Here is a 16,298-nt window from a genome sequence, read left to right as displayed (position 1 = left end):
GACGTCAGGGCCGACACGGCCACGCCCGACGCTGCGAGAACTACTGCTGAACCAAGGGAACGAACGACGTGACGTGCGGTCATGGCGTCGAAATTGCCCATGCAAGCCCCTCCCAAAACTGTCAACTTGCTAACCATTTGGTGATGTTTTCCTGTATATCGGGCCGCAGCGACAGTTCGGAGGACAGCGGCGGCGTCGCCGCAATCGGACCGGCGCCGCCATTGCGCAATCGGGTTGCCTACAAAAACACTTTAAGCCGTCGTTTGATGTTGTCCATTCGGGGTAGGCGGACGCGTGCGGGTAGCGAATTCGGCACTCACTGACCGAAAGGCGGCGACATGGCAACGGGTGAAACGGGTTTCGACGACGTGACCTTCGATCTCATTTCGATTCAATACCACTCGCTGAAGGCCGGACATGATTACGGCCAGTATGTCCGGGACGCGAAGAACGCCGGTTTGGATGACGTCGCGTCCTTCTTCAGCGACGTGATGGCTCAAGACTCCGAGCGCGCGCGGCGATGCCACGAGTTGCTGGGCCGGCTGCAGGGAACAGCCGCCGCTGGGCCGGCCACAAGATAAGAATCCCGTTACCACCAGGGTTCGCCGTGAGCTAAGTCGCCGGCGCCGGTCGCGTCACCGTCGGCGGTAATGACGTTTACGCAGTTGGCGGCCGCATTACCAGCTCTTATAGACCCGCCGATGGCTGACCGCACCGGTGTCGGCAAGGTCACATACCGGCAAAGCTCGGATGCGTCCGGCGTGGCGGCCTATTAGAGTTACGTATCTTAGTGAAAGCTTATGATTCGTTAAGTACGGAAACAGGTAGCACGGAGCAGCTGTGGACACGGACCGTTTCGACGCGATCATCGTAGGTGCAGGTTTTGGCGGCATCGGCGCCGCTATTCAGCTCAAGCGCCTCGGGTTTGACAACTTCCTCATCCTCGACCGCGAGGACGACTTGGGTGGCACCTGGCATGTCAACCACTACCCGGGCATCGCCGTCGACATCCCATCGACCACTTACTCATACTGGTTCGAGCCCAAGCCGGACTGGTCACGGCTGTTCGCGCCCGGTGCCGAGGTCAAGCGGTACGCGGCCGAAGTCGCCGACAAATATGACGTGCGCCGGCACATGCGGTTCAACACGACCGTGGAAGGTGCCCAATGGGACGAGGACCTCGAGGTGTGGCGGGTGGCGCTGGCCGGCGGCGAGACGCTGACGACCCGGATCCTGATCACGGCCACCGGATTCCTTTCCCAGCCCCGCATGCCCGATATTCCTGGCATCGCGAGCTTCAAGGGCAAGGTGGTCCACACCACCGCGTGGGACCACGACTACAGCTACCGGGGACGGCGCATCGCCGTCATCGGGACCGGGGCGTCCGCGGTACAGGTCGTTCCGGAGTTGGCCAAGGACGCCGGCGAGCTGACCGTGTACCAACGCACCGCGACCCACGTGATACCCAAGATCGACTTCGGCTTCTCCCCGCGGACGCAACGTCTGTTTGCCCGGGTGCCCGCGGCGCAGCGCGCGCTGCGGTGGGTCACCGACGTCATCCTCGAGATCATCATGGTCGTGGGGGCGCTGCACTTTAAAGAGTCGCGGGGGCGGGGCAACATCTCGGCCTCCGACCTGGCCAAGATCAGCCGATTCCGGTGGATCCGGGATAAGGAACTGCGCGCCAAGCTGACGCCGGACTACGACCTCGGCTGCAAGCGGCCGACCTTTTCCAACGGCTTTTACCGCGCGTTCACCCAGCCGCACGTGCACCTGGAAACCACGTCGATCGAGCGGATCGAGGCCGACGGCATCGTCACCACCGACGGGCGCAAGACGGTCATCGACACCCTGGTGCTGGCGACCGGTTTCGATCTGTGGGAGGCCAACTTCCCGGCCATCGAGGTGGTCGGCCGCAAGGGGCGCAACCTGGGTAAGTGGTGGCGAGAGACCCGGTTTCAGGCTTACCAGGGCGTCTCCGTACCCTACTTCCCGAACTACCTTGGATTGGCAAGCCCGTTCGCCTTCTCCGGGCTGTCCTTCTTCCACACCATCGAATACCAGATGCGGCACATGGACAGGCTGCTCGGCGAGGTCAAGCGTCGCGGTGCGACGACCTTCGAGGTGACCGAAGAGGCCAATGACCGGTTCATGGAACGGATGACGAAACTGCTGGACAACACGGTGTTCTACGCCGGCAACTGCGCGACGTCGCGTTCGTACTATTTCAGTCCCAGCGGTGAGGCATCGCTACTGCGGCCGACGTCGACACTGAACTCGGTGCGCGAGGCCCGGACCTTCCCGCTCAGCGACTACGCGATCGCCTAGCTGTCGTGACCCGTGAGGTTGTTGACGGCGTGCCTGCTTGAAAGTGGGAGGACCTCCTGACGGAGTGGATGTGTCTGGCATTCACCCGTAGGAGGTCCTTGTGTCTCACGCTAACGCCCGTACCAATGTGTTCGCTCGTCGGCTGATCGTTGAGCGTGTCGCGGCCGGGTGGCCGGCCGCGCATGTCGCTGAGCAACTGGGGGTTTCGCGGGCAACGGTGTACAAGTGGCTGCGCCGGTATGCACAGGGCGGTGATGCCGCGCTGGCTGACCGTTCGTCGCGGCCGATCCGGATGCCCCACCGCACGAGCTATCGAGTCGAGCAAAAGGTGCTCGCCGCCCGCCGACGCCGTAAGCGCGGTGCTGTAGTGCTTGCCGCTGGACTCGATCTGAATCCCTCGACGGTCGGGCGGATCCTGGCGCGCCACCAGGTGCCACATCTCAGTGCAATCGATCCGATCACCGGTGAGGCGGTGCGCGCATCACGGCGCAGCCCCAACCGCTACGAACACCCCACGCCGGGGGCCATGGTTCATGTCGACGTCAAAAAGCTCGGCCGCATCCCCTCAGGCGGTGGATGGCGGCTGCACGGCCGCGATGCTGCGGTCTCAGTTGCCCACCGACACAAAAAGATCCGGCTCGGCTACGACTACGTCCACACCGCAATCGATGACTACACCCGCCTGGCCTACAGCGAAGTGCTCCCCGACGAGAAGGACCCGACGTGTGCTGGGTTTCTGCACCGGGCACTGGCCTGGTTCGCCGCCCACGGCGTGCGGGTGCGTCGACTCCTGACCGACAACGCGTTGGTCTACCGACGCGGCACCGACTGGGGCTGGGTCTGTTCGGCCTGGCAACTCAAACGCCGATTCACCAAACCCGGCTGTCCCTGGACTAACGGCAAAGCCGAACGCCTGAACCGGACCCTGCTCAACGAATGGGCCTACGCCCGCCCCTGGACCAGTAACAGCCTGCGCAAACGCGGCCTTGACCAATTCCTTCGCCGCTACAACACTCGACGAGGCCACTCCGCCCTCGGCGGACGACCACCAATCAGCCGACTCGCCGCCTGATAACAACGTGTCAGGTCACGACACCTAGCCCTCGGTACAGGGGGTGTTGGTCAGCGCCGGGTCCGGTTTTTTCCGACGACATCGACAGGAATCCGCGCAGGCAACGCGCGGCCAGCCACCAATTCGCCGGCTTCTTCATGTCCAGCCCGCCCAAAAGCTGTTTGATCATGGTCAACGTGTCGAAGTAAATGCGTTCGCAGACAAGCGTTTCCGTGTCGTCGAAAACGAAGTACGCCGTCATGCGAACCCGGAAACGGCTGCCCGTGGGCGGGACCTTGCCCAGGTAGCCCCGGTGCGTGCCCATCAGCCAGAACTCGACGATCACCGCGTCGGCGCTGTGGCGCAGCGCGATGATTTCGTGGTTTTGATCGGGGAACGCGGTCCGCGTGTAGGCGTAGTAGTCGCGCACCGCCGCATCGCCGTCGTGCACGAGCATCTGGGGGATCAGCTCGTAACGCGGATGCGGGAAGGTCGACAGGACGTCATCCCAGGCATGGCGGACCTCGTCGTGGAAGTGGTCGAGCACGAGTTTCTGGCGGGCGGCCAGCACTTCGGGGGCTGGAAACGCGGGAATGGTCACGGGATCAGCGTAGGCCCGGAACCGATAGGGGCAGAGGCGGACTGACTGGACTGCTACCGCGGTGGGGTCCAGGCCACCGGCAGGGTTTTGATGCCATGAATGAACTGTGACAGCAGCCGTGCGGGCTCGTCGGTCGCCGCGATATCGGGAATCTCGCGGCGCAATTCGTCGAAGATGACCCTGATTTCACGACGAGCCAGGTTGGCGCCCAGGCAGAAATGGGCGCCGCCACCGCCGAAGCCGAAGTGCGGATTGGGGGTGCGCGCCACGTCGAAAACCCAGGGGTTTTCGAACGTCGTCTCATCGCGATTGGCCGAGTTGTACCACAGCGTGGCCTTGTCGCCGGCCTTCATCTTGGTGCCGCTGAGTTTGAAGTCTCGGGTCAGGGTGCGTCGCATGTACACCACCGGGGAGGCCCATCGCACGATTTCCTCGACGGCGGAAGGGGTCAGGCGGTCGAAGTTGGACCACCACTTCTGCCGCTCGGCGGGATAGCGCGACAATGCCAGCACGCCGTGGCTGATCGCGTTGCGCGTGGTCTCGTTGCCGGCCACCACCAGCAGGATGAAGAACGACGCGATTTCCGACGACGACAGCTGTTCGCCGTCGACCTCGGCTTCCACCAGGCTGGTGGTCAGATCGTCGTGGTGATTGGACCGTCGGTCCTCGGCCAGCGCGCTGGCGTAGGCGCCGATGTCCATCGAAACCTGAAGGAACTCCTCGAAATCCGTCGCCAGGTCCGGGTCGCCGAACCCGAGAATGACGTTGGTCCAGTGGAATATGCGTTGATGGTCCTCTTCGGGGATGCCCATCATGTCGCAGATGACCTGCAACGGCAGCGGGCCGGCGAGCTCGCCGACCAGCTCGGCCTCCCCGTCGGGATGATTGGCGATCAGCGACGCGACCAACCTGCGTGCCCGTTCGCGGACCGATGCCTCGATGCGGGCCACCACTTTCGGGGTGAACGCGCGGCTGACGATTGAGCGCAGCCGCTGGTGTCGGGGGTCGTCGAGCACGATCATCGAGCCGAAGTACTCGCTGATCTCCGGCGTGTTGTCGTTGATCGTGATGTTGGGGCTGGAGCTGAAGATCTCCGGATGACGGCTCGCGAAATGCACGTCGTCATGCTTGGTGAGCGCCCAATGGCCGCCGCCCGGCTCGAACCCCTCGTACTCGATCGCGGGCCAGAACGAGATCGGCGCCTCGCGGCGCAGGGTGGCGAACGCGCCGTCGCGAACGTCATCGTCGAGCGCCCAGAAGTCGAGCGAATCGAGATGGATGTCGGCCAACGGGATGTCGGGCGGCGGCGTGCCATTCGTCCGGGGCGCAAGGGCTTTCCCGGGACCCGTCTTGAGGCTCACCTGGACCTCCTCGTCGTGCAGAGCTCGGTCAGTGTGTGCAAACCGTTCGGGCGGGCGCGCCCGTCGTTGCCGTCGCGGCGCTCACCACGTTGCCGTCGACCAAGATCTTGCAGGAGATGGGGCCCAGCCCCTGCGCGCTGACGGTGAACACCTCGCCGCCATAGCCGGTGAACTGCGTCGACCAGGGCAGCGGCGCATTCACCTGGTGCAGCTGCCCGTTGTCGGTTTGGTAGTAGATGAACTCGGCGACCGCCGGCCCGTTGACCTCGTAGCGGACTTGCGGCATCTGGGGCAGGGCGTGGGCCACGCCGCAGGCATTCGCGAATCCGAAGCCGAAGGCCAACAGGACCGAAGGTCCGGCAAGGTGCTTGGTCATGAATTGCATCGTGTCACCACGAGCGATGGCACGGAAGATCTAGACGTTCGGCGTTTCGTGCACCGATTCGACGGTGTAGAGGTGCGGGTCGAAGCCGATCGCGAGGGCGGCACACGCGCCCATGTGTTCGCGCGCATGCGGATCCTCGAACATCGCTTGGTAGGCCTCGGCGCTTTGCCACTGCGCATAGTTGACGACGCGGGTGCCGTCGGTGCTGACGTGGATGTTCGCCGAAATGAAGCCGGGGACGAACCGCATCGTTTCTTCGGTGGCGGCGCGGAGCTTGTCAGCCAGCTCGCGGGCGCGCTCGGGAGCCACGGTGAAGACGTTGATCAGGGTGGCGACGTCGGAGTGCTCTCGGATGGTGGTCATCTCAGCCTCTCTTGATGTCAGGAACCTTACATCGGTGACGCTAGCATAATGTAAGGTTCCTGTCATGAGTCAATCGCAGATCGAGCGCGGCGCGGGCTACCTGGTGAAGCGTGTTCAGCAGGGGCTGCGGCGCCGCTGCGACGCGGCGCTGAAACCGACCGGGCTGTCGATGTCGCAATACGCGCTGCTGCGCGCGCTGCACGATCATCCCGACGCTTCCGCGTCAGAACTCGCCAGGCTGTGCTTCGTCACCCGTCAATCGCTGCGCGATGTGCTGAACGGACTGCGTGCCGCCGGCCTGGTGGATCTGTCGAGCACGCGGGGACCGGGTCGCTCCCGCGCGCTGCAGCTGACCCCGCTCGGGTTGCGCCGGCTCAAGGACAGCCATGCCGCGGTCGAAGGCGTCGAAGCCGACATGCTGCGTGGAATCGCGGCCGGGCCGCGGCGCGACCTCGCCGCGCTGCTGCTGCGCTGCGCCGAAAACCTCGAAGCCACGACGCCGCTCTAGCTTGGCCCCGCGGGCCACGCCTAGTGTGAGTCCGGCGGGGGCCGGTGAGGTGGAAAGGTGGCGTCAAAGGATGGCGGAACACGGCTCAAAGCGTGTGGTGGTGTACGGAACCGGCTTCGTCGGCAAGATGGTGATCCCGGAAATCGTCAAGCACCCGTTGTTCGAATTGGTGGGCGTCGGCGTGAGCAACCCGGCCAAGGTCGGCCGCGACGTCGGCGAGATCTGCGGGCTGCCCGAACCGGTCGGCATCACCGCCACCGACGACGTCGACGCCCTGATCGCCCTGAAACCCGACGCGCTGGTGCACTACGGCCCGACGGCCATGCACGCCAAGGAGAACATCTCGCTGATCACCCGGTTCCTGCTCGCCGGCATCGACGTGTGTTCGACGGCTATGACCCCGTGGGTGTGGCCGACCATGCACCTCAACCCGCCGAACTGGATCCAGCCGATCACCGAGGCCTGCGAGCTGGGGGAGTCGTCCTGCTTCACCACCGGCATCGACCCCGGATTCGCCAACGACCTGTTCCCGATGACGCTGATGGGGTTGTGTTCCGAGGTGCGCCGGGTCCGGGCTTCCGAGCTGCTGGACTACACCAACTACGAGGGCGACTACGAATTCGAGATGGGCATCGGTCGCGAGCCCGAGTTCAAGCCGATGCTGGAAGACCGCGACATGTTGATCTTCGCGTGGGGCGCCACCGTCCCGATGATCGCGCACGCCGCCGGCATCATGCTCGACGAAATCACCACCACCTGGGACAAATGGGTGACCCCGACCGAGCGGAACTCCGCACGCGGCGTCATCAAGGCCGGGCACGTGGCCGCGGTGCGGTTCACGATCAACGGTGTTTTCCAGGGCGAGACCCGAATTCAGCTCGAACACGTCAACCGGATCGGGTTGGACGCCGCGCCGGACTGGCCGACGGGTCACGACAACGACGTCTACCGGGTGGACATCGAGGGGACCCCGAGCATCTTTCAGGAGACCGCGTTCCGGTTCACCGACGGCTCGGGCCGCGACGCCGCCGCGGCCGGATGCCTGGCAACCGGGCTGCGCGCACTCAATGCCGTGCCGGCGGTCAACGACTTGCGGCCCGGCTGGGTCACCCCGCTCGACCTGCCGCTGATCGCCGGCGAAGGCAGCATCCGGTGACCGGCGCACAGCGGGCGCATAGCCGCGGCAGGCCCGCGATACAGGTTTTGGCGGCACAATAACGGCTAGCCGGATGCGAGTTGGTGCCGCGGATACGGGGATTCACATGGTTAATAGAGTCGAGACCGCGCTGGGCCTATCGATTGGCGCCACCAACCTGGCGGCGGTGACCGCCGACACCGCCATCACCCGCAAGCCCGTCCTGACGCTGTATCCGGACCGTCCCGCCGAGATCGGCGTCCCCGCGGAGAATCCCCGACTGCAGGGGCCCGGCGTGGTGATCACCGGCTTCGTCAACCGCGTCGGCGACCCGCGTCCACTCGTGGCAATCGACGGCTCGGTGCACCGCAGCGAGGTGTTGGTCGCCGACGGGCTGCGCGCGCTCGCATACGCCGCCACCGGCGGACGGCCCCTGCCCGACAACGTCGCGGTCACCTATCCGGCGCACTGGGAATCGCACGCGGTGGACGCCCTCGGCGATGCGCTGGGCGAGATCCCGGAATGGTCGCACCGAGCGCGTCCCATCTTGCTGATTCCCGACGCGGCCGCGACCCTGCTCGCCGTGCGGACCCACCCCGGCATACCGGCGAGCGGCACCGTGGCGGTATGCGATCTCGGCGGCAGCGGCACCAGCATCACGTTGCTGCACGCCGACGGTGACTACCATGCATTGGCCCCGACCGTTCGGCACCCCGATTTCGCCGGTGACCTGATGGATCAGGCGCTGCTGAGCGTCGTCATCGCCAACATGCCGACCACCGGGGCGTTCCCCACGGGCAGCGCGGCGATCGGCTCGCTGAGCCGGCTGCGCAGCGCATGCCGGGTCGCCAAGGAACAGCTGTCCTCGCGCGCGACGGCCACGCTGACCGACGGGCTGACCGGGACGCGCGGTGAGATTCGGATCAGCCGGCACGAACTTGACGACGCGATCCGGCCCTCGCTGAGCGGCATGATCGCGGCGTTGGACGAAACATTGGCGCACAACGAGATTCGTGATCTCGTCGCCATCGTTTCGACGGGCGGCGGGGCGAACCTGCCGGTCGTCACGACCACGCTGTCGCGGGACTTCCGCGTTCCCGTCGTCACGACGCCACGGCCCCAGCTGGCGGCCGCCGTCGGAGCCGCGCTGCGGGTGGCGCAGGGTGCCGGCGACGCCGGCGCCACCCTCTCGGCGCCCGCCGTGCCCGCCGCGGCCACGGCCCGGGCGGCCGTGCGGCCGGACCCGCGCTCGGCGGCGACCGCGACCTCACAGGCGCCGCCGACCGAGCCCACGCAGGCGGAGACGCCCAAGCCCAAGGGTCTGCTGTCCCGCTGGCACCTGCTGCCCGCGGCGGCGATCATCGTCGCCGTCGCGGCCGTGCTGCTGGTGGGCACCGCGGTGGCGATCGCGCTGGGCTCGCAGAACAAATCGGCGACCACACCGGCGCCGCGGGTCAGCACCACACCCGTGGCCCCGACGGCGGCTCCCCCCAGCGCCACCGCGGCGCCGGCGCCACCGCCGCCGGATGTCCCGGTGCCGTCAACCTCGGATACCACCCCGCCCGCCGGGACCGAGACACCGATGACCACCACGCCGAGGGCGGTTCCGCAGGCGGCACCACCGCCCGCGCGTCCGGCGGCACCCCACCGGGTGGCGGCCCCGCCGGTGGTGCCACCCATTCCGGGCGTCAATGAGCCGATCCCCGGGCTCGACCGGGTCAACCAGATCATCGGGGAAATCGAGGGCAACCTGGGCATCACCGCGCTGGGCCCGATACCCGCCCACTAAGCCTCGACGGCCGCAATTGGGTTCAGCTCAACCCTTTTCGCCCTTGTTCTCGGCGGTGGCGGCCTCTCTGAGGACCTCGTTGAGGGCTTTGTCCTTCTCGATCTGATCCTTACGCGCCCGCTCGTCGCGGCCCTCGTCGCCCTCGGACCGCAAGCCCTCGCTGGAACCCCCGCCCTCGGGCTCCTCGTCCTTGGGATTGCCGTCCTCGTCGAGCCAATCGTTGACCGCCGTGCCGGACACGCTTCCGCCGGTGCCGGGCAGCACGATAGTGGGTTTGTCCTCGTAGGCCTCCATCATTTTGGCGGCCTCTTTTTGGTCGTCCTCGTCGGGCTCGGGCTTCTCGGTCAGCCGCCGATCGTCGTCTTGGTCGGTCGGCTTATCGTCCTGCACGCTCATGCGTCTACCCCCTTGCAGTCGCAGGTTCGACGTTGGCAAGGGGTTACCCGCTGCGTGGTTGTGCCGAAACTCTCACTGGCGCGCGGCGTCGCGCTTGACCAGCACCACCAACGCCTGCGGGATGCGCATCGGCTCGGGCGCGCTTGACAGACGCTCGGCGACCGCGCACGCGAGCTGCTCGACGAAACGGGCGGCACGCTCGTCGTGGATCCCGCCGTCGAGCGCGGCCACCAGTGAGGGAAACAGCGCAAACCGCGCGAAGGCCGACCACTGCGCGCCGAAGGCCTCGGCGTCGTGGTCCAACTGGTAGCCGGCCCAGAATCGATCCTCGGCGTTGAACATCTCGAGGTGCTCGACCATCAGGCCCTCGATCCGCCCCTTCGGGGCGAACGGGGCGCGGAAGTCCTTTTCGGCGCGGGCGACCGTGGGAATTGCCATGCGCCGCATCTCATCCGGGTGCAGCAGCCCGTCGCGCACCTGATCACCCAGCGCCGCGACGATGGCGTCGAGCAACGGGGCGAAGCCCGCCGTCCCGTCCTCGTCGGCGGCCAGCGTCAACGCCACCAGCCGGCCCTCGGGGGCCAGCTCGCGCCCGCGGAACGCGACGAAGTTGTGCCAGTCCAGCGCGGCCTGGTCGGCGTACGCGGACTGCGCCGCGCCGTCCGCGCTGCGCGAGACGTGCACGTGATCGTGCACCTCGCAGGGAATTCGGCTCAGCCACTGGGTCGCCCACGACGTCCAGCCCAGGTTGACCGTCTTGGACGGCACGATCTGGTCGTAGAACGAACGGCCGACCGCCGAGGTGAACGTCGCCGTGTCGGAGTGCAGGTAGCTCTCCGGGTCGTCGTGCACCGTCTCGAACAGCGCCGCGAAGTTGTTGCCCGGTACATCGGTGTGCGCCACCAGGATTGCGTGGTCGTGTCGCGTGCGCCGGCGCAGCACGGCGATGCCCGCCGACAGCGGCCGCAGCGAATTGTGACCGTTGGCGGCGCCATAGTCGGCGACGACGATCGGCTGCGGGGGCCGGGGCAGCGCCACCTGTCCGGCGGCCCGTTCGAACGCCGCGGTCGCCTGCGCCAAACCGGCGGCCCGCAGCCGCGACGCCTCGGCGTAGGAGGGCTCGGGCCGTACCACAATGCTCGATTCGGGCATCCGGAGTTCGGGCGGCATGGATCAACGATAATGGCCGGGCCGTGGTCGGTTCGGCGACGGATCAGTGGCCGCGGGCCACCCATTCTTCGTAGTGCACGATTTCGTCGCCGATGGTGGTGTCATCGCCATGGCCGGTGTGCACGACGGTGTCGCCGGGCAAGGTGCCGAGCCGGCCGGAGATCGACTGCAGGATCGTCGGGAAGTCCGAATAGGAGCGCCCGGTCGCGCCCGGGCCGCCGGAAAACAGGGTGTCCCCGCTGAACACGACGCCTTTGGGGCCCAGTTCCGGGGCATACCAGCACACCGATCCGGGGGAGTGGCCCGGGGTGTGCAGCGCCAGCAGCTCCGTGCCCGCGACGTCGAGCGTGTCGCCGTCGGCGATCGGGCGAAAGTCCTTGTCCGGGTGCGTCATTCGCCACAGCACGTCGTCGGCGGGATGTAGCAGAACAGGAGCGTCCAGCGTCTTGGCGAGTTCGGGCGCCACGGTGACGTGGTCGTTGTGGCCGTGGGTGCACACCACCGCGACCACGTTGCGCTTACCGACGGCCTGCAGGATCGGCTCGGCGGCATGCGCGGCGTCGAACACCACGACGTCGGAGTCGTCGCCGACGATCCAGATGTTGTTGTCGACTTCCCAACTGCCGCCGTCGAGTTCGAAGGTGCCGTGGGTGACCAGCCGTTCGATGCCCGCCATCAGAGCACCACCACCGAGCGCAGCACCTCGCCGCCGTGCATCCGGTGGAATGCCGCTTCCACGTCACCCAGCCCGATGCGCTCGGAGACGAACTGCTCCAGCGGCAGCCGGCCCTGCAGATACAGGTCGATCAGCGTGGGGAAGTCGCGCTCGGGCAGGCAATCGCCGTACCACGACGACTTCAACGCCCCGCCGTGGCTGAAGAAGTCCACCAGCGGCATGTCCAGGCGCATGTCGGGCGTCGGAACCCCAACCAGCACAACGGTTCCGGCGAGGTCGCGGGCGTAGAAGGCTTGCTTCCAGGTCTCGGGCCGGCCCACCGCGTCGATCACCACGTTGGCGCCGAACCCGTCGGTGAGGTCCTGAATGGTCTTGACGACGTCGCGTTCGCGGGCGTTGACGGTGTGCGTGGCGCCGAACTTGCGGGCCCAGTCCAGTTTGGTGTTGTCGGTGTCCACGGCGATGATCCGCCGGGCGCCCACCAGCGCCGCGCCGGCGATCGCGGCGTCGCCCACACCGCCGCACCCGATCACCGCGACGGTGTCATCCCGGGTGACCGCGCCGGTGTTGATCGCCGCGCCCAGCCCGGCCATCACCCCGCAGCCCAGCAGGCCGGCGACCGCGGGGTCGGCCTCGGGATTGACCTTGGTGCACTGGCCGGCGGCCACCAGCGTCTTGTCGGCGAACGCGCCGATGCCCAGTGCGGGCGTCAGCTCGGTGCCGTCGGTCAGCGTCATCTTCTGGGTGGCGTTGAAGGTGTCGAAGCACAGGTGCGGCCTGCCGCGCTTGCAGGCCCGGCACTGCCCGCACACCGCGCGCCAGTTCAGGATCACGAAGTCGCCCGGCGCCACGGCGGTCACGTCCGGACCGACGGCCTCCACCCGGCCGGCGGCCTCGTGGCCGAGCAGGAACGGATACTCGTCGTTGATGCCGCCCTCGCGGTAGGTCAGGTCGGTGTGGCACACCCCGCAGGCGATGACGTCGACCAGAGCCTCACCGGGGCCGGGATCCGGGACGACGATGTCCACCAGTTCAACGGGTTCGCCCTTCTTGCGTGAGATCACGCCGCGCACTGTCTGACTCATGGGCTCCAACCTAGGGGCTCGGCGCCATACATCTCTCGGCGGGTTGTCCGCCCATGAACCGGGTGTAGCGTCCGTGGGCGTGACGGCTTGGGAAACCACCGAAGAATTCACCGAAAGAATAACGGCGGCAATCGACGGCGCCAGCCTGACGTTGTTGCTCAGCATCGGGCATCAGACCGGCCTGCTGGACACGATGGCCGGGCTGGAGCCCGCCACCAGTGCGCGGATCGCCGAGGCCGCCGGGCTCAACGAACGCTATGTCCGAGAGTGGCTGGCCGGCATGACGACCGGACGCGTCGTCGAGTACGACCCCGACACCGCCAGCTACTCGTTGCCGGCGCAGCGTGCCGCCGTGCTGACCCGCGCGGCCGGGCCGGACAACCTGGCCCTGGTGGCGCTTATCGTCCCGGTGCTCGCCGAGGTCGAACAGAAGATCATCGGGTGCTTTCGCGCCGGTGGCGGGCTGCCGTACAGCGAATTTCCCCGCTTCCACGCGTTGATGGCCGAACAGAGCGGGGTGGTGTACGACACCGCGTTGGTCGACGTGGTGCTGCCGTTGGTGGACGGACTCGTGCAGCGGCTGCACGCCGGGGCCGACGTGGCGGATTTCGGCTGCGGCAGCGGACATGCCATCAACGTGATGGCACAAGCGTTTCCGGCCAGCCGCTTCACCGGCATCGACTTTTCCGAGGAGGCCATCTCCACCGGCATACGGGAAGCCGCCGAGCGGGGGCTGTCCAATGCGGCCTTCGAAAGCCACAATCTCGCCGATCTGGACAAGGCGGAGGCCTACGACGTCATCACCGTCTTCGATGCCATCCACGATCAGGCGCAGCCGGCGCAAGTCCTGCGCAACATTTACCGGGCGCTGCGGCCCGGCGGTGTGCTGCTGATGGCCGATATCAAGGCGTCGAGCCGGCTCGAGGAGAACGTCGGCGTTCCGATGAGCACCTACCTGTACACGACGTCGTTGATGCACTGCATGACGGTGTCGCTGGCGCTGGACGGCGCGGGACTGGGCACGGCCTGGGGCACGCAACTGGCCGTCTCGATGCTGGGCGACGCCGGATTCGACGACGTGCGGGTGGCCGAGATCGAGTCGGATCCGATCAACAACTACTACATCGCAACGAAGTGATGGCGGCCCTCGACGCCCTGGACGACTGGCCGGTCCAGGCCGCCGCCGCGGCGGTGATCGGCCCCGGCGGCGTGCTGGCCAGCCACGGCGACACCCAGCGGGAGTTCGAGCTGGCCTCGGTGACCAAGCCGCTGGCGGCCCGGGCCGTGCAGGTCGCCGTCGAGGAAGGCGCCATCGACCTCGACACGCCGGCCGGCCCGCCCGGCGCGACCGTCCGCCACCTGCTGGCCCACACCTCGGGTCTGTCGATGCACGACGACCGGGTGTTGGCCGCGCCCGGTACCCGCCGGATCTACTCCAACCAGGGCTTCACCCTGCTGGGCCAGATCGTGGAGCGGGAGACCGGCATCGAGTTTGCGCGCTACCTGACCGAGGCGGTGTGCGAACCGCTGGGCATGGCGGCCACGCACCTGCACGGCGGCGCGCTGGCCGCGGGTTTCGGGGCGCGGTCGACGGTGGCGGATCTGGCGGCGTTCGCCGGGGATTTGCTGCGGCCGGTGACGGTCTCCGAAGGCCTGCACGCCGAGGCGACGACGGTGCAGTTTCCCGGTCTAGCCGGCGTTCTACCCGGTTACGGGGTGCAACGGCCCAACGATTGGGGCCTGGGTTTTGAGCTCCGTGACACGAAATCGCCGCACTGGACGGGCGCGCACAATTCGGCGCGCACGTTCGGCCATTTCGGCCAGGCGGGCGGTTTTATCTGGGCAGATCCGGAAAAAGAGTTGGCGCTGGTGGTCCTCACCGACCGCGATTTCGGGGACTGGGCTTTGCAGCCCTGGCCGAAAATTTCCGAGGCCGTGATAGCCGAATACACCTAGCGGAAAACGCACACTAGCGCAACAGGGGTATCACAAGGCACAATAGACACGCACGACACATTAAAAATCGAAGATTTCGCGCAAGCTGCCCTGTTTGTCGGGTCCGCAGGTCGTTGGGGAAGACGTCCCTGGTGGAACCGAAGGAGCAGGAAATGCGAGCGTCGAATCAATTCGCCGACGTGACGACTGGCGTGGTGTATGTGCACGCTTCGCCCGCGGCGGTTTGCCCGCATGTCGAGTGGGCGTTGTCGTCGACCCTGGGTGCCAAGGCGAATCTGACCTGGACGCCCCAGCCGGCGATGCCCGGCCAGCTGCGCGCGGTCACCAACTGGGTCGGGCCGGTGGGCACCGGCGCGAAGCTCGCCAACGCGCTGCGGTCCTGGTCCGTGCTGCGCTTCGAGGTCACCGAGGACCCCAGCCCCGGCGTCGACGGCCACCGGTTCAGCCACACCCCACAACTCGGCCTGTGGAGCGGGGCGATGAGCGCCAACGGGGACGTCATGGTCGGCGAGATGCGGCTGCGGTCGATGATGGCCCAGGGCGCCGACACCCTGGCCGCCGAATTGGACTCGGTGCTGGGCACCGCATGGGATGAGGCGCTCGAGGCCTATCGCGACGGCGGCGACGTCGGCGAGGTGACCTGGCTCAGCCGGGGGGTCGGTTAATCTTGGCCGGGCGCAGAATCTGCAGAGCGCCAGGCACCACGGAGATCTCGGCCGGTAGCGCGCAGGCGAAGTCGCCGTCGGCGTAGACGTTGATGCCGGGGCACTCGACGTGAATCGACTTGGCCCGCATCGTGCTCACCTCGTCGAGCTGGACGTGGGTCCCCTTCATGACGGTGGGGAACAGGCGGACCAGTTTGGTGCGGGACGCCTCGTGCACCATCGTGATGTCCAGCAGGCCGTCGGTGTAATCGGCGCCGGGGCAGATCTGCATGCCGCCGCCGTAACTGCGGGTGTTGCCGAAGGCGGCCAGCGTGATGGCGGCGTCGATCTCCTTGGCGCCGTCGAGCACCAAGCGAAATGGCAAGAGCCGCAATTGGGACAGTTCGGCGAGCATCGCGACGTAATACCGCAATCGCCCATGCGGCCAGCTCATCCGGTTGGCGCGATCGGTGACCAGCGAGTCGAAGCCGGTGGCCGCCACGGTGCCGAACCATTTTTCGGCGCCGCTGTCGTCCCGAATCAGGCCCAGGTCAATGGATTCCGTGCATCCGTCGACGACGATGTCCGCGGCGGCCTCGGGGTCCCTGGTGGGGATGCCGAATTCACGGGCGTGGTCGTTGCCGGTGCCGGCCGGTATCACGCCCAACGGAATGTCGGTGCCGGCCATCACCTGCAGGGCGTTGGAGATGATGCCGTCGCCGCCGGTCACCATGACCGCGTCGGTGCCCTGCTCGATGGCCGCGCCGACTAGATGTACCGAGTCATGAGATTGGTGTCAGTCGGCTGATCGGTGGGAGCCCGCCAAGTGCACTGTGACGCCGTTGAGTGT

At 67.0% G+C, this 16,298-nt stretch carries 16 protein-coding genes and 2 pseudogenes; 9 read left to right on the top strand and 9 right to left on the bottom strand.

Features of this window, described 5'->3' with window-relative positions; genetic code table 11:
* Nucleotides 1-338 precede the first annotated feature (338 nt).
* The 3 genes from BST14_RS25060 to BST14_RS25050 all read left to right on the top strand — a co-directional run bounded on the left by BST14_RS25060 (nt 339) and on the right by BST14_RS25050 (nt 3,400).
* Entirely contained in the window at nt 339-581 is a 243-nt protein-coding gene (locus tag BST14_RS25060) for an acyl carrier protein (RefSeq protein WP_083067021.1), read from the top strand.
* 259 nt (nt 582-840) lie between these two features.
* A complete protein-coding gene (locus tag BST14_RS25055; RefSeq protein ID WP_083067020.1) occupies nt 841-2,328 on the top strand; it encodes a flavin-containing monooxygenase in 1,488 nt (495 codons plus the stop codon).
* Nucleotides 2,329-2,428: 100 nt separating this feature from the next.
* On the top strand, nt 2,429-3,400 hold the full coding sequence (locus BST14_RS25050; protein WP_083067019.1) for an IS481 family transposase: 972 nt from the start codon (nt 2,429-2,431) through the stop codon (nt 3,398-3,400).
* A gap of 24 nt (nt 3,401-3,424) precedes the next feature.
* Here BST14_RS25050 and BST14_RS25045 read toward each other — a convergent pair.
* From BST14_RS25045 to BST14_RS25030, 4 genes and pseudogenes are all read right to left on the bottom strand, one after another.
* A pseudogene (locus BST14_RS25045) lies at nt 3,425-3,980 on the bottom strand (ester cyclase).
* A gap of 53 nt (nt 3,981-4,033) precedes the next feature.
* Entirely contained in the window at nt 4,034-5,341 is a 1,308-nt protein-coding gene (locus BST14_RS25040) for a cytochrome P450 (protein WP_083067018.1), read from the bottom strand.
* Between the two features lie 28 nt (nt 5,342-5,369).
* A complete protein-coding gene (locus BST14_RS25035) occupies nt 5,370-5,717 on the bottom strand; it encodes an MmpS family transport accessory protein (protein ID WP_211280811.1) in 348 nt (115 codons plus the stop codon).
* Between the two features lie 39 nt (nt 5,718-5,756).
* Nucleotides 5,757-6,089 carry an antibiotic biosynthesis monooxygenase family protein gene (locus BST14_RS25030; RefSeq protein WP_083067016.1) on the bottom strand — a complete coding sequence of 111 codons (333 nt, stop codon included), beginning with the start codon at nt 6,087-6,089 and terminating at the stop codon, nt 5,757-5,759.
* 64 nt (nt 6,090-6,153) lie between these two features.
* Between BST14_RS25030 and BST14_RS25025 the strand changes: the two genes are divergently transcribed.
* From BST14_RS25025 to BST14_RS25015, 3 genes are all read left to right on the top strand, one after another.
* Nucleotides 6,154-6,597: a MarR family winged helix-turn-helix transcriptional regulator gene (locus BST14_RS25025; RefSeq protein ID WP_083067015.1), complete on the top strand. Its 444-nt coding sequence runs from the start codon at nt 6,154-6,156 to the stop codon at nt 6,595-6,597.
* Nucleotides 6,598-6,667: 70 nt separating this feature from the next.
* Nucleotides 6,668-7,753, top strand: coding sequence for an NAD(P)H-dependent amine dehydrogenase family protein (locus BST14_RS25020; protein ID WP_083067014.1), 1,086 nt, complete (start codon nt 6,668-6,670; stop codon nt 7,751-7,753).
* 106 nt (nt 7,754-7,859) lie between these two features.
* Nucleotides 7,860-9,521, top strand: coding sequence for an Hsp70 family protein (locus tag BST14_RS25015; protein WP_083067013.1), 1,662 nt, complete (start codon nt 7,860-7,862; stop codon nt 9,519-9,521).
* A gap of 27 nt (nt 9,522-9,548) precedes the next feature.
* On the opposite strand, the gene BST14_RS25010 is transcribed toward BST14_RS25015, so the two are convergent.
* The 4 genes from BST14_RS25010 to BST14_RS24995 form a co-directional block, all read right to left on the bottom strand.
* Entirely contained in the window at nt 9,549-9,917 is a 369-nt protein-coding gene (locus BST14_RS25010) for a hypothetical protein (RefSeq protein WP_083067012.1), read from the bottom strand.
* A gap of 72 nt (nt 9,918-9,989) precedes the next feature.
* Nucleotides 9,990-11,087, bottom strand: coding sequence for a class I SAM-dependent methyltransferase (locus BST14_RS25005; RefSeq protein ID WP_083067011.1), 1,098 nt, complete (start codon nt 11,085-11,087; stop codon nt 9,990-9,992).
* A 43-nt stretch (nt 11,088-11,130) separates the two neighbouring features.
* A complete protein-coding gene (locus BST14_RS25000) occupies nt 11,131-11,763 on the bottom strand; it encodes an MBL fold metallo-hydrolase (RefSeq protein ID WP_083067010.1) in 633 nt (210 codons plus the stop codon).
* Entirely contained in the window at nt 11,763-12,848 is a 1,086-nt protein-coding gene (locus tag BST14_RS24995) for an S-(hydroxymethyl)mycothiol dehydrogenase (RefSeq protein WP_083067009.1), read from the bottom strand. Before BST14_RS24995 ends, BST14_RS25000 begins: the two co-directional genes overlap by 1 nt.
* A gap of 79 nt (nt 12,849-12,927) precedes the next feature.
* Between BST14_RS24995 and BST14_RS24990 the strand changes: the two genes are divergently transcribed.
* The 3 genes from BST14_RS24990 (at nt 12,928) to BST14_RS24980 (ending at nt 15,469) form a co-directional block, all read left to right on the top strand.
* The gene (locus tag BST14_RS24990; RefSeq protein ID WP_083067023.1) at nt 12,928-13,986 is read left to right on the top strand and encodes a class I SAM-dependent methyltransferase; all 1,059 of its coding nucleotides are present in this window, start codon (nt 12,928-12,930) and stop codon (nt 13,984-13,986) included.
* Nucleotides 13,986-14,804 carry a serine hydrolase domain-containing protein gene (locus BST14_RS24985; protein ID WP_083067008.1) on the top strand — a complete coding sequence of 273 codons (819 nt, stop codon included), beginning with the start codon at nt 13,986-13,988 and terminating at the stop codon, nt 14,802-14,804. The genes BST14_RS24990 and BST14_RS24985 overlap by 1 nt, the downstream gene beginning before the upstream one ends.
* Before the next feature lie 152 nt (nt 14,805-14,956).
* On the top strand, nt 14,957-15,469 hold the full coding sequence (locus BST14_RS24980; protein WP_083067022.1) for a DUF3145 domain-containing protein: 513 nt from the start codon (nt 14,957-14,959) through the stop codon (nt 15,467-15,469).
* On the opposite strand, the pseudogene BST14_RS24975 reads toward BST14_RS24980, so the two are convergent.
* Nucleotides 15,450-16,238 (bottom strand): annotated as a pseudogene (locus BST14_RS24975) (diacylglycerol kinase); the annotation flags it as partial. The gene BST14_RS24980 and the pseudogene BST14_RS24975 overlap by 20 nt on opposite strands.
* Nucleotides 16,239-16,298 lie beyond the last annotated feature (60 nt).

The organism is Mycobacterium arosiense ATCC BAA-1401 = DSM 45069 (assembly GCF_002086125.1).
Classification (GTDB): Bacteria; Actinomycetota; Actinomycetes; order Mycobacteriales; family Mycobacteriaceae; genus Mycobacterium; species Mycobacterium arosiense.
The sequence above is the reverse complement of the archived record's forward strand: the minus strand, read 5'-3'. Positions and strand labels throughout refer to the sequence as shown.

What these genes read in the sequence shown, in the direction of transcription:
- BST14_RS25060 (WP_083067021.1), top strand. Translation starts at nt 339, where the DNA reads ATGGCAACGGGTGAAACGGGTTTCGACGACGTGACCTTCGATCTCATT.
- BST14_RS25035 (WP_211280811.1), bottom strand. Translation starts at nt 5,717, where the DNA reads ATGACCAAGCACCTTGCCGGACCTTCGGTCCTGTTGGCCTTCGGCTTC.
- BST14_RS25030 (WP_083067016.1), bottom strand. Translation starts at nt 6,089, where the DNA reads ATGACCACCATCCGAGAGCACTCCGACGTCGCCACCCTGATCAACGTC.
- BST14_RS25025 (WP_083067015.1), top strand. Translation starts at nt 6,154, where the DNA reads ATGAGTCAATCGCAGATCGAGCGCGGCGCGGGCTACCTGGTGAAGCGT.
- BST14_RS25020 (WP_083067014.1), top strand. Translation starts at nt 6,668, where the DNA reads ATGGCGGAACACGGCTCAAAGCGTGTGGTGGTGTACGGAACCGGCTTC.
- BST14_RS25015 (WP_083067013.1), top strand. Translation starts at nt 7,860, where the DNA reads ATGGTTAATAGAGTCGAGACCGCGCTGGGCCTATCGATTGGCGCCACC.
- BST14_RS25010 (WP_083067012.1), bottom strand. Translation starts at nt 9,917, where the DNA reads ATGAGCGTGCAGGACGATAAGCCGACCGACCAAGACGACGATCGGCGG.
- BST14_RS25005 (WP_083067011.1), bottom strand. Translation starts at nt 11,087, where the DNA reads ATGCCGCCCGAACTCCGGATGCCCGAATCGAGCATTGTGGTACGGCCC.
- BST14_RS25000 (WP_083067010.1), bottom strand. Translation starts at nt 11,763, where the DNA reads ATGGCGGGCATCGAACGGCTGGTCACCCACGGCACCTTCGAACTCGAC.
- BST14_RS24995 (WP_083067009.1), bottom strand. Translation starts at nt 12,848, where the DNA reads ATGAGTCAGACAGTGCGCGGCGTGATCTCACGCAAGAAGGGCGAACCC.
- BST14_RS24985 (WP_083067008.1), top strand. Translation starts at nt 13,986, where the DNA reads ATGGCGGCCCTCGACGCCCTGGACGACTGGCCGGTCCAGGCCGCCGCC.
- BST14_RS24980 (WP_083067022.1), top strand. Translation starts at nt 14,957, where the DNA reads ATGCGAGCGTCGAATCAATTCGCCGACGTGACGACTGGCGTGGTGTAT.